We start from the raw sequence: 13,830 nt of genomic DNA, 5'->3' as shown, positions 1-13,830 counted from the left end.
AATAAAACCTCCAAAATTTTATACTTATTAATAAGATAATGATTCTCCCATCATATACAAGTCTTCATTAAAATTTGATTTTATAGTTAAAGCTTCATTTATATCCATATCTATTACTTTTCCCCCTTTAACTCCTACTACTGTAGAAGTCTTGCCTTCTAACAATAGCTCTACAGCTCTATATCCTAATCTAGAAGCTAAAATTCTGTCATTTGCTGTAGGACTTCCTCCCCTTTGAATATGTCCTAATATCGTTGCTCTGGCACCAATTCCTGTAACTTCTTCAACTTTTTTAGCTATTTCATTTGCTCCACCAACACCTTCAGCAACTATAATTAAATTATGCATTTTCCCTCTTAATTTTCCTTCTAAAATTGTTCTACAGAGCGCATTTACATCATACCCTTTTTCTGGTACTATTATACTCTCAGCTCCACCAGCCAATCCTGCATATAAAGCTATATCTCCACAGTTTCTCCCCATAACTTCTACAATACTAACCCTTTCATGAGAGGTTGATGTATCTCTTAATTTATTTATGGCGTCCAATACAGTATTTACTGCAGTATCAAAACCTATGGTGTATTCTGTGTATGCTAAGTCATTATCTATTGTCCCTGGTATACCAACTGTTTTTATTCCATATTTAGCTAGTGCTTGAGCTCCATGAAAGGAACCATCTCCCCCTATTACAACCAGTCCATCTATACCAAAAGCTGATAAAATATTGGCAGCCTTTTTCTGTCCCGCCTCAGTTTTGAATTCTTCACTTCTAGCAGTTCTCAATATTGTGCCGCCCCTTTGAATAATATCAGCTACACTTCTTCTTTCCATTTGAAATACTTCACCATTTATGAGTCCACTAAATCCTCTTTGTATTCCCATTACATCTAAATCTTTATCCAAACCTGTCCTAACTACCGCTCTTATGGCTGCATTCATACCTGGAGCATCGCCACCACTGGTTAAAACTCCAATTTTCTTCATATTATACCTCCTCCTCATTTTGACCGCATGGACATTTTTTGTCCCACATCTTTTACAAAGATATAAATATCTGTATACTACTAATTTTAATAAAAGTATGTAAAATATGCAATGATATATTATGATAATAAAAAATAAACAAAATATATAGGAAATAATTATTCTCCTTATAGTATTTTGTTTATTTTTTTATTTAATATTCAACTAAATAAATTTTACATTTTCTGCCCCAAAATTAAATTTTATTAATCTAATTATGTCTTCACCACAATTTATACATAACTCTTTATTTAATTGATATTTCTTTTTATTTTCTTCTATGTAAATATAGACAGGTACATTACCTCTATATTGAGTGCACATAGATTTTATCAATTCTAAAGTTTCTCCTAACTTTTCTTCTTTTGCTATTCTTATATATACTTTTTCATATGTTTTATCATCTATATTTTCCTTAGATAAAAGTTCAGCTTCCTCACATATGATTTTAGGCTGTTCGCTTTCTCTCATACTTATTCTACCTTTGATTAGTATTGTAGAATCTTCCTTTATTATATCTTTATTTTTTTCTAATATTTTAGGAAATACTATTACCTCAATAGCTCCATAAAGGTCTTCCATCTCTAAAAATGCCATCATCTCATTACTTCTAGTTATCTTCTTGCTTATATGGGTAACTATTCCTCCAATTCTTACCGCCTGATTGTCAAAAACCTTTTTTTCAATCTCAATTAGTTCTTCTTCTAACCCTTCCGAGCTTACAATATCAGATATTTTTGTTATATATCTCTGGTTTAGTATTTCATTGAATTCTTCTAGCGGATGACCAGATATATATAACCCAGTCATCTCCTTTTCCATAGCTAAGAGGTACTTTTTAGGGAACTCATTGATATTTGGATATTGTATTTCCATAGGTGTATCCTTAAACTGTGAAAATAAATCTATTTGACCATTTATATTTTTCTTCCTGTCATTGTTAGTGCCTTCTAATATTTTCTCATACACTGCTATCATTTGTGATCTATAAGAATCAAAGTTATCAAAAGCTCCAGCTTTGATTAAACTCTCTAAAGCTCTTTTATTTACAAAGTTTAAATCTGCTTTATTACAAAAATCTAAAAGATCTTTAAACTTACCTTTATCTTCTCTAGATTTTACTATGCTCTCAATTACATTAATTCCAGAATTTTTTACAGCAGCTAACCCAAATCTTATTTTGCTTCCATCCACCGTAAACTTGCTATAACTTTCATTGATATCTGGTGCTAACACCTCAATACCTCTTTCTTTTGCAAATCTTACATAGTAAGACACTTTCTCATTATTTCCCATTACACTGTTTAGCATTGCTGCAGTAAATTCAACAGGATAATATCTCATTAAGTATCCTGTATGATAAGCAACTACTGCATAGGCAGCGGCGTGAGATTTATTATATGCATAGGAGGCAAAATCCATCATGGAGTCAAATATCTTATTTCCTATCTTCTCATCTATACCATTTCTTACACATCCAGAAACCTCTACATTACCCTCTTTATCTATAACTCCATAGACGAAATTTTTTCTCTCTTCCTCCATTACGTCATGCTTCTTTTTTGACATAGCTCTTCTTACAAGGTCACTTCTCCCTATGGAATAACCAGCTAATTTTCTAACAATCTCCATTACCTGTTCTTGGTAAACCATACACCCATAAGTAACTGAAAGTATATCATGTAACCCTTCTGTTAGATATTCTATTTTATCTGGATTTTTTTTATTTGAAATATATTTTGGTATTTCTGCCATAGGTCCTGGTCTATAAAGACTTATTCCCGCAATAATATCCTCGAGAGAATCTGGTTTTAAGTCCTTCATGAAACTTGTCATACCTGGTGATTCTAATTGAAATACGCCTACAGTTTTACCTTCACTTATCATTTTATAAACTTCTTTATCTTCAAATCCTACTTTATCTAAATCTATAGAAATACCTCTATTTTCCTTTATCATCTCAACTGCATCTCTTATTACTGTAAGTGTTCTTAATCCTAAGAAGTCCATTTTAAGTAATCCTAATTCTTCTAACGTACCCATAGTAAATTGAGCTACTATAGAACCTTCATTCTTTTGTAATGGTACATATTGAACTAAAGGCTTTGATGCTATAACAACCCCTGCTGCATGGGTTGAGGTATGCCTAGGTAATCCTTCTAACTTTTTAGCTATATCAATTAATTCTTTAATTCGTTGATCTTCTTCATATATTTCTTTTAATTCTACGTTTAATTCAAGAGCCTTATCTATTGTAATATTTAAAACACTAGGTATCATTTTAGCTATCTTATCTACTTCTGCATAGGAATAATTCATAGCTCTCCCTACGTCCCTAATACATGCCCTAGCTGCCATTGTACCAAAAGTTATTATCTGTGATACATTGTCAGCACCATACTTACTAACTACATAGTCGATAACTTCTCCACGTCTTTCATAACAAAAATCGCTATCAATATCAGGCATAGATACTCTTTCAGGATTTAAAAATCTTTCAAATAAAAGACCATATTTTATAGGATCTATTTTAGTGATACCTAGGGTGTAGGCCACCATTGATCCCGCTCCACTTCCTCTTCCTGGCCCGGTCATTATTCCTTTTTCTCTAGCAAATCTTATAAAATCCCACACTATTAGAAAATAGTCTATATACCCCATATCCTCTATAATCTTCAATTCATAAAGTAATCTTTCTTCTATGTCTTTTGTTATTTCTTCATATCTTTCTCTTAATCCCTTGTAGCATATTTCCTTTAAATACTCACTATGCTTAACTCCATCAGGAAGGGGGAATACAGGTAATTTAGATTCACCAAATTGATAATTAAAATTGCACTGTTCTGCTATTTTTACCGTGTTTTCAAGTGCCTCTGGCACATGGGAGAATAGTTTGTACATCTCTTCTGGAGATTTCAGATAAAATTCATCAGAAGGGTATCTCATCCTCTCCTCTTCATCCACAGTTTTATTTGTCTGTATACATAATAATACATCATGCGGTTTATAATCTTCCTTGTAGATATAATGAACATCATTAGTTGCAACCAAAGGAATGTTTAGTCTCTTAGACATATTGATTAATTCATTATTAACCTTTAACTGATCCTTTTGACCATGATATTGAAGTTCTAAATAAAATCCTTCTTTAAATATATCCTTATAAATTAACGCTGTTTCCTCAGCTTTATTTATCCTACCTTCTAGTATATAACTTTGTATTTCTCCACCAAGACATGCACTTAAAGCTATTAATCCCTCACTATGTTCCTTCAAGTAATGGTGGTCTACCCTTGGCTTATAATAAAATCCATCAATAGAAGCTTTGCTTGCTATCTTCATTAAATTTTCATATCCTGTTTCATTTTTAACAAGCAAAACCAAATGATATATTCCATTATCCCTATCATTTACTTTTATATCCATAGATTTAGGTACAACATATATCTCACAACCTATTATGGGTTTAATTCCCTCTTTCATTGCAGCCTTATAGAATTCTACACATCCATATAAAACTCCATGGTCTGTTATAGCTAAGCTATCCATTCCTAATTCTTTAGCTCTTTTTACTAATTCCTTGATTTTAGCCGAAGAGTCAAGTAGAGAATACTCCGTATGTTGATGTAAACTAACCCACTTTACAGCAGAATTATTATTCATACGCACCTTCCTCTCACTATCATTTTCTCGTAACCTGTGCAGAGACAAAGGATTTAGCTATTAAATCTTTTTTACCATCATACATGGCTATCTCTACTTTACAAAAGCTTCTTCCCATAACCTTGCAAAAGGTTTTTCCTCTATCAATTATATTTACATATGCATCTATGTTTGTATCTATCTGAACAGGTTTCATAAAATATGTAGATATATTATCCACAAATAAACTAATACTATCATCTTCATTTAGACAAATCAACGCCATGGTAGAAATTAGCATATTTAAAGCACTCCATGAAGCGGTACCTATAGGATCTAGCATTTCAGAAGTAACTCTTCCACAAAAGTGCATTTGTTCTCCTTCCCATGCATACTTAAACTTCTTTAATACTATATTTTCTATATTTTCCTCTATCTTCGGTTGCCTTGCTGCATGTTTTAATGCTTTAATTATATCTCCTCTTTTAACACTGCCAACAAATCTTTTGTTATCTACAACGGGACAAAACTGAGTTCCTTCCCCTTCAATTACATGAGCAGCATAGGCTACAGTGGTTGTAGGCTCCAAAGTAGTTACATTTTTTATCATCAATTTTTCAATCTGCATATCTTCACTCAAATTAGATTTTAATTCCCTTAGGGTAACTAATCCCATAAACCTCATCTCATCATTAACTACTGGAAATTCCACCTGTGAGGCATCTTCTATTAACTTTCTCCAAGAAGACACATTATCATCCACTTTCAAATATGGTGGGTTATAATCCATTATGTCCTCTATGAGTATTATTTCTTTCTTAACAGTGTTTTCCCATATAGCCCTATTTATCATGCTAGCTACAGTGAAAGTATCATATAGAGTGCAGATTACAGGCATTTCATTATAATCTGCTAGCCTCTTTATCTTTTCGCTACATTTAAATCCGCCGGTTATTATTATTCCACAATCATTTACTAAGGCTAATTCTTGCACTTCTTCTCTGTTGCCAACTATGAAGAGAGAACCTGGGGTAATATATTCTTCAATGGCTTCAGGAGTCATTGCTCCTATTATAAAATGTTCTAATTTTTTATATATTCCGCCTTTACCTGCAGCAATATTTCCATCTACAATCCCAACTATTTCACCAAAAGTTAATACCTCTTTATTCCTTTTTTCTACTTTTTCTATTCTTATAGTACCTATCCTTGGTATTGTAGTTACTATGCCTCTTTCCTCACATTCTTTTATTGCCCTATACGCAGTTCCTTCACTGATGTTTAACAGGCTAGCTATAGTTCTTACAGATATTTTTGATCCAACGGATAAACTGCTAATATATCTTATAACCTCTTCATGCTTAGACATAAGCCATTTTTACCTTCCTTCCTTTCTCAGTTCCTCTGCAATCTTTTCAATTTTTCTAAGTCTGTGATTTACGCCTGATTTTCCAACAGGAGGATTAAGCATTTCCCCTAATTCTTTTAAAGACTCATCAGGGAACTTTAATCTCAATTCTGCAATCTCCCTTAAGTTTTGAGGAAGACGTTTAAGACCTATTTCTTGTTTTATAAGCTTTATGCTTTCTGCTTGCCTTACTGCTGCATTTACAGTCTTACTTAAATTTGCTGTTTCACAATTTACTAATCTATTTACGTTATTTCTCATTTCTTTCATAATTCTTACATTCTCTAATTCTAAAAGAGATGAGTGGGCACCTATTATATTCAACAAATCTATAATCTGCTCCCCCTCTTTTAAATATACTATATAACTATTTTTTCTTTGTATAACCTTAGCATTTAACCCATAAGTATTTATAACTTTACTTAAATTCTCAGCATAATTATTATTATTAGTGACGAACTCTAAATGGTACGTCTTCTCAGGGTTACTTATGCTCCCTCCCCCTAGAAAAGCTCCTCTTATATAGGCCCTACGAGTTTTATCATCTTTTATCATGTTGCTTGAAATATCATAATTTAATACTAATATTCCTTCTTCTCCTTTTAGCACCTCTGTCTCTTTTAAAAATCCTTTTACATCTATGTCCTCTCCAATAACGATAATATACACATTATTTTTCTTAAAGGAGTTACTTCTTTTCACCATTATCTTAGTGTGAATATTAAAATATTCTTTTAATATTTTAAATACCAGCCTAGCAATAGCTGGGTTTTCTGTGGTTATTTTAAATCCTAACTGTTTGTTCCCACTAAAAATCAAAGTACCGCTTACTCTCATGATTGCTGATAGTTGCGCTAATGCTTCCTCTCTTGTGAGATTAGTATATCTACAAACTTCATTCTTAACTTTAGCTGAAAATGACATGTCTTTTTCTCCCTATTTATTTTTTTTATTCCTATCTTTTAATCTTTCTGATAAATAGAAGTACTCAATTATTTTTTTCCTATCAAAAAGTAATTTCTTTTCCATTATTGTTTCTATTAATATTGAAGCTAACTTCTCGGAATTATGTCTTATTAGCCCATTTTTAACAGTTACAAAATCTCCTTCTATTATTCTTACATTAAGATTTTTTATATTTTCTCCGTCTATCTCTACAATATGAGAAGCTTCTTCTTTGTACTTGCCTTCCATATCTTTTTCAATTTTTCCTTCATTGACCACTACATAATTTACAATTCCATTACCACTATGTTTATATAAAGCTTTAATATGGTCAGAAACCGTATATCCATCTGTCTCACCTGGTTGGGTCATAATATTTGAGACATATATTTTTAAAGCCTCAGTTTTGTGTAGTGCAAGACCTATTTCTTTTACTAATAAATTTGGAATGACGCTAGTATATAAACTACCTGGTCCCAATATTATAGCATCCGCCTCTAAGATAGAATTAACAGCTTCACTTAATGCTTTAGCGTCATGAGGCTCAATAAAAATTCTATCTATTTTACTATTTTGTTTAATAGCCTCCTCTGGTATGCTTGATTCTCCTTTTACAATTGAACCATTTTGAAGTCTCGCCATTAATACCATATCGTCTAAAGTAACAGGAATAACCTTCCCTGTCACCGCCAATACTGAACTCATCTTTTGCACAGCTTCCTCAAAATTGCTTGAAATACCGTCCATAGCTGCTAAAAATAAATTACCAAAACTCTGATTCTTTAATCTACCATCTTTAAATCTATATTGAAGGAGCTCTTCCATCAACGGTTCTGTGTCCGATAACGCCAATATACAGTTTCTAATATCCCCCGGTGGAAGTATTCCTAAATCTTCTCTTAAATCTCCAGATCCTCCTCCATCATCCGCTACAGTGACTATAGCTGTTATGTTGGAAGTATAATGCTTTAATCCTCTGAGCATAGTAGATAAACCTGTTCCGCCGCCTATAACTACTATTTTAGGTCCTTTAACCAAAAGTCTTTTTTCGTATATTAATGTTTCTAGCTTTTTAGAGTCTATGGAAACATTTAGATATCCCTTATTTATAAGTGCAATTATAGATTTCATTCCCTGAGTGACAGATATATATATCATAAATATACCTGTTGTAAATAAAAATATATAAAAAGCTATATAATAGTAGCTATACAGACGATTTCTAACAAATTCAATAAGTGCAAAAGCTATAAAAAGTACCCCTGTGCATAAAAATAACATCCATCTCTTAACTTTAATGCCTGGCCTTAGCCAATCAATTATTTTCATGACTTTTTACCATCCCTACTAATATCTTGTTGAATATCCCTATGATCTCTATTAACTCTGTAATTTTTATTTTTTAATATTTCATAAATAGAGTTAGCTATAGCTACAGAACGATGTCTTCCTCCAGTACATCCAATAGATATTATCAGCTGCCTTTTACCTTCTTTAACATAATTAGGAATCAAGAATTCCATCATGTCCTTTAACTTTTCTATAAACTTTATAGTTACATCATAACCCATTACATAATTTTTCACTTGCTCATCATTTCCTGAGTATTCCTTTAGCTCAGGAATATAATATGGGTTTGGAAGGAATCTTACATCGAATACTAAATCTGAATCTAATGGTATGCCATATTTGAATCCAAAAGAAACCACTGTAATTATGAGTTGAGTTTCCATCTGCCCCTCTTCTCCATATATTTTTGTGATTTCTTCTCTTAATTTCATAGTTGAAAAATTTGAAGTGTCAATTATATTGCTTGCTCTATCCTTTACTTCTCTTAATCTATTCCTCTCCATTAGAATACCATTTAATATTCTACCATCTGGAGCTAGTGGATGCTTCCTTCTAGATTCTTTAAATCTTTTAACTAACACTTCATCAGAAGCATTTAAAAATAGTATTTCATATCTATAGTTTTGGTCCTTAATATATTTTAAGCTTTCGAATAGATCATCAAAGAATTCTCCCCCTCTGATATCTATAACTACAGCAATTTTATTTATTCTTCCATCTGTTTGGTAACAAGCTTCAGCAAACTTAGGAATTAGGGTTGGGGGTAAATTATCAACACAAAAATAACCTAAGTCCTCTAAACTTCTTATTGCTTGAGTTTTTCCTGCGCCTGATAAACCAGTAACTATGACAAATCTCATATTCTTCCTCCTTGTATAGTTCACCAAATTTCTATAACACTTACTTTATTATAGAATACCATAATATTTAATAACAGGACAAATTTAAAAATAAAAGTTAAGGACAAACTATTCACTTTTATCCTTAACTTTTATTACCCTTTAGTTATCTTCACCTACTATCATAACCTCTGTATGAAGGTCGATATCATATTTTTCTCTTACTGTTTTTTGAACCACTTCTATTAACTCAATTATATCTTTTGCCGTTGCATTTCCTTTATTAATTATGAAACCCGAGTGTTTTTTTGATACTTCAGCATCTCCCACATTTGCACCCTTTAGTCCACTATCTTCTATCAATTTTGCAGCAAAATATCCTTGTGGTCTTTTAAATGTACTTCCTGCTGAAGGATACTCTAAGGGCTGCTTCTCCCTTCTTCGCTGTGATAAGTCTTGTATTCTTCCGTATATTTTCTCTTTTTCTCCATTATTTAAGTTTAGTACAGCCTCTAATACTGTATATCCATGTTTCATTATAGAACTCATTCTATAATCTAGTTCTAATTCTTCTTTAGCTAACCTTTTAAACTCTCCATTATTATCAATTACATAGGCACTTTCTATTACTTGAGAAATTTCTCCATTATAAGCGCCTGCATTCATAGTAAGAGCCCCTCCAATACTTCCAGGTATTCCGCTAGCGAACTCAAATCCAGCTAAACAATTTTGGGCAGCTATGCTAGAAACCTTTGAAAGTAATGCTCCACTTTGAGCAATTATTCTATTACCTTCAACTTTAATATCGCTTAACTTACAGAGTTTCATTATTACGCCCCTTACTCCTCCGTCTCTTACTAAGAGATTTGATCCATTTCCAAGAATTAAAAGAGGCATGTTACTTTTTTTACAAACTTCAATTACTTCTTTAACTTGATCGTAAGATTCAGGAGTGACTAATATATCTACTGGTCCCCCTATTCTAAAAGATGTGTGGTTTTTCATAGGCTCATCTATTTTAACATTGTCTGTTCCTAAGATTTTTTCTAATAGGATTGCAAAATCTTTGTACTGATTCATATTATTATCTCCTTGAAATGATTATTATGTATCATTAATAAGTATAATGTATAAAAATTTCTTTATCAATATTTATATTCTAGTCATTTTTTACCTCATATATTCAGCGGTTATCCATCTTTTCTAAAAAAATCCAATATACTTTGAGCTGCTTTTTTATCTATAGAAGGAGTACTTACTAGTTCATCATAGCTGGCTGTTTTTATATTTTCTACACCACCAAATTTCTTAAGTAATTCTTTTCTTCTCTTCTCTCCTATATTAGGGATTTCGTCTAATATAGATCTTAAAACTCTTTTATCTCTTAAAGTTCTATGATAAGTTATAGCGAATCTGTGAACTTCATCTTGTATTCTAGCTATTAATTTCTTTAAATTAGACCCTTCTTTTAAAATAAACTCATTATTATTATATATTAGACCTTTAGTATTGTGATTATCATCTTTTACCATTCCACATACAGGTATTTGTATGTTTAGCTTTTCTAAAACTTCTAATGCAATGTTTACTTGACCCTTTCCTCCATCCATCAATATTAAATCTGGGAATACACAAAACTTACTCGAACTTAATTCGATGTTTCTTTCTTGAATTTCTTTTATTTCCTTTAAACCATGCTCAAATCTACGAGTCAACACTTCTCTCATACTATCATAGTCATTTGGGCCTATAACAGTATTTATTTTAAATCTTCTATAGTCACTATTTTTACTCTTTCCATTTTCAAATACCACCATGCTACCTACAGAATCTACTCCTTGTATGTTTGATATATCATAGGCTTCTATCCTCATAGGTACTTCCTCTAATTCTAATAAAGCCTTTAACTCTTTTAATGCATTGTGGTGTATTTCTTTATCTTGTAATATTTTTAATTTAAATTGTTCTAATGTGAATTTAGCATTTTTCCCTACTAATTCTAATATGTTTTTCTTCTCTCCCTTTTGAGGAATTTTAACCCAAACTTTAGAACCTCTTTTAATAGTGAGCCATTCTTCAATCAAATCTTTGTCTTCTAGACTCGTAATATATATACTTTTCGGTACAAAAGCAGTCCCTCCATAGAAACTCTTTACAAAGTTTAGAAGGATTTCTCCATTTTCCATACCTGACGTATTTTCAAGCATGAAGTGCTCCCTACCTACTATTTTACCTTCCCTTAAAAAAAATATTTGAACACAACTATCTTTCTCATCACTAAAAACATTTATAAAATCTTCATTCTCGTAATTTCCAGTGATTATTTTTTGTTTCTCCCTTATCTTTTCTACGGAGGATATCTTATCTCTTAGAGAAGCAGCTTTTTCAAACTCTAAATCTTCAGCCGCTTCCTCCATTTCTTTCTTCATATTTTGAGTTATATTCTTATCTTTTCCTGATAATAAATCTATTATATCTTCTATTATTTTATTATAATCTTCTTTTGATATATTTCCGCCACAAGGAGCTTTACAGAGTCCTATATGATAATTTAAACAAGGTCTTGTTTTAACTCCATCTTCCTTTATGTTTTTTTTACATGTCCTAACAGGAAATATTTTTTTTATAAGCTCTATGGTTTCATATACTGCTGTAGCATCAGTATAAGGTCCGAAATACTTACCTCCATCTTTTGCTACCACTCTAGTAACAAAAACTCTCGGAAAATCTTCATTCACTGTTATTTTTATATGTGGATATCCTTTATCATCTTTTAAAAGTATATTATATCTAGGTCTATATTTTTTAATAAGATTGCACTCTAATATTAATGCTTCTATTTCAGAGTCAGTTATAATATACTCAAATTCACTTATATTTTTTACCATAGCCTTTACTTTTTCAGAATGATTCCTTGAATTTTGAAAATACTGCCTAACTCTATTCTTTAGAACTTTTGCCTTACCTACATATATTATTTCTCCTAAAGCATTCTTCATTATGTAGACTCCAGGTTTATCTGGAAGTACTTTTAATTGATATTCAAAATCAAACATAGCTTCTCCTCATTCTAATCTCTACTATTTAAGATGCCTAAAACAATTTAGGTAATTTAAATACTGTATATATTAATCCCATTATTAATACAAGTTCTTCTATTGTATTTCCTACTTTAGAATTAGTTTTAAACGTAAATGGGAACTTTACATTTTTTGTCTTAAACGGATAGAAAAGAGGTATTCCTCTGTTTGTCCCCATATCACAAAGTAAATGTAGTCCATATCCAATCATAAAATAATAAATTACATCATCAATATTATAAATATTCCCTAGATAAGCTGCAACAAACGAAAACATAATCATCCCTGTTAAACTATGTGTTAATCCATTTCTGTGGGAGGAAAGTCCGATTAATATGGATATTATTCCAAGAGAGGTTAAAAATGAGCCTCCTTGATATAAATAGCTATACCACATTATAACTATACCTAAGCATATATATAAAGTGGCTTTAGCCATTTTATTCTTAAATGGAAGTATATATTTGTTTATTACACTTTTAGGATGATCTATATCTGGTAATAGAGAGGCTAATGTTACTATTCCTAACCCCCATAAATTCGACTCTATTAGGGGCTTATTATATAAAGCTACTACAGCTAATAATCCAACTCCCATGTGGGTTTTACCTTTCATATAAGCTCCCCACTATATTTTGTTTTCTATAGCATTTACCACTTGACTGTCTATAATATCCGCTACATTTAGTAAAATATCTTCTATACCCTTTGGTTCAAAATTTCCAAATTCTCCATGGTGAGCTAATATTGAATAACATATATCATCTAACTCTTCTTCATCTAAAGGATTACCCATCTCCATATTAATTTCCCTAATGTAAGAAGCGCCTAGTACTATATGATCTAATTTCATTTCTTTTCTTCTGATTATACCTTTATAATCATATTCTTTTGTTTTCATAATGTCATGCACTATAGCTTTAAGCATTAATCTATCTTTACTTATTACATCTTTAGCACTCATATAAAATGGATTTGTTATATAGTTTGTTGTTATATCCTCTATTGCCTTCATGACTCCTATAGTATGAAGAAACAGCCCCCCTCTTTTATTTCCATGAAATTTTTCTGCTGCTACACAGCTTGAAAAGGCGTCCCATCTCTCTTTATTGTACCCAAATGCTCCCGTAGCACCTATGGCTATTTTTTTATATTTCTCTTCCAAATTACTTATTACATCATTGAAATATTGTATTAGCTCCTCTGGAATAGTATACACAGGTACAAACTCTGAATAGTCTATTTCTTCATCAGTACCTTCTATTATAGGATTTCTAATTTGTATGCTTCCATTATATCTAGTTACAATACCTTTCACTTCTATTATAGAATTCACCTCTAGTAGCGAATTGTATTTTTCATAATTATCCCATATTGGGAAAGCTAAAGTTCCTGTACTGTCTTGAATTATTATCAACAAATAAGGGCTTCCATCCTTTTTCCACCCAGTTCTTTTATCACTTAAAAGAGCGTAAAATTGAACCTTTTCTCCATTCTTTAAATCTTCTATATCTTTAATTTTCAACACAATCCCTACCTT

10 protein-coding genes are annotated in these 13,830 nt (G+C 31.5%); all 10 read right to left on the bottom strand.

Annotated elements, in window-relative coordinates; genetic code table 11:
• Positions 1-27 precede the first annotated feature (27 nt).
• Positions 28-987: a 6-phosphofructokinase gene (pfkA, locus tag RYO54_RS12190; RefSeq protein ID WP_315119048.1), complete on the bottom strand. Its 960-nt coding sequence runs from the start codon at positions 985-987 to the stop codon at positions 28-30.
• Between the two features lie 204 nt (positions 988-1,191).
• Entirely contained in the window at positions 1,192-4,689 is a 3,498-nt protein-coding gene (locus RYO54_RS12185; protein ID WP_315119045.1) for a DNA polymerase III subunit alpha, read from the bottom strand.
• A gap of 19 nt (positions 4,690-4,708) precedes the next feature.
• Positions 4,709-6,037, bottom strand: a complete 1,329-nt coding sequence (locus tag RYO54_RS12180) for a DRTGG domain-containing protein (RefSeq protein ID WP_315119043.1) — start codon at positions 6,035-6,037, stop codon at positions 4,709-4,711.
• A 9-nt stretch (positions 6,038-6,046) separates the two neighbouring features.
• Entirely contained in the window at positions 6,047-7,000 is a 954-nt protein-coding gene (gene whiA, locus RYO54_RS12175; protein WP_315119040.1) for a DNA-binding protein WhiA, read from the bottom strand.
• A gap of 12 nt (positions 7,001-7,012) precedes the next feature.
• Positions 7,013-8,350, bottom strand: coding sequence for a YvcK family protein (locus RYO54_RS12170; protein WP_315119037.1), 1,338 nt, complete (start codon positions 8,348-8,350; stop codon positions 7,013-7,015).
• Positions 8,347-9,231 (bottom strand): RNase adapter RapZ, encoded by an 885-nt coding sequence (gene rapZ / locus RYO54_RS12165; RefSeq protein ID WP_315119034.1) that lies wholly within the window; start codon positions 9,229-9,231, stop codon positions 8,347-8,349. The genes RYO54_RS12170 and rapZ overlap by 4 nt, the downstream gene beginning before the upstream one ends.
• A 141-nt stretch (positions 9,232-9,372) precedes the next feature.
• Positions 9,373-10,290: a UDP-N-acetylmuramate dehydrogenase gene (murB, locus tag RYO54_RS12160; RefSeq protein WP_315119031.1), complete on the bottom strand. Its 918-nt coding sequence runs from the start codon at positions 10,288-10,290 to the stop codon at positions 9,373-9,375.
• A gap of 110 nt (positions 10,291-10,400) precedes the next feature.
• Complete coding sequence (gene uvrC, locus RYO54_RS12155; RefSeq protein WP_315119028.1) at positions 10,401-12,266, bottom strand: excinuclease ABC subunit UvrC; 1,866 nt, start codon at positions 12,264-12,266, stop codon at positions 10,401-10,403.
• Between the two features lie 37 nt (positions 12,267-12,303).
• Positions 12,304-12,906 carry a metal-dependent hydrolase gene (locus RYO54_RS12150; RefSeq protein WP_315119024.1) on the bottom strand — a complete coding sequence of 201 codons (603 nt, stop codon included), beginning with the start codon at positions 12,904-12,906 and terminating at the stop codon, positions 12,304-12,306.
• A 12-nt stretch (positions 12,907-12,918) separates the two neighbouring features.
• Complete coding sequence (locus tag RYO54_RS12145; protein WP_315119099.1) at positions 12,919-13,815, bottom strand: OB-fold nucleic acid binding domain-containing protein; 897 nt, start codon at positions 13,813-13,815, stop codon at positions 12,919-12,921.
• Positions 13,816-13,830 lie beyond the last annotated feature (15 nt).

This window comes from uncultured Clostridium sp. (assembly GCF_963515715.1).
GTDB lineage: Bacteria > Bacillota > Clostridia > Clostridiales > Clostridiaceae > Clostridium_AW.
Note: the sequence above shows the minus strand (reverse complement) of the source record. Positions and strands in the feature narration are given on the sequence as shown.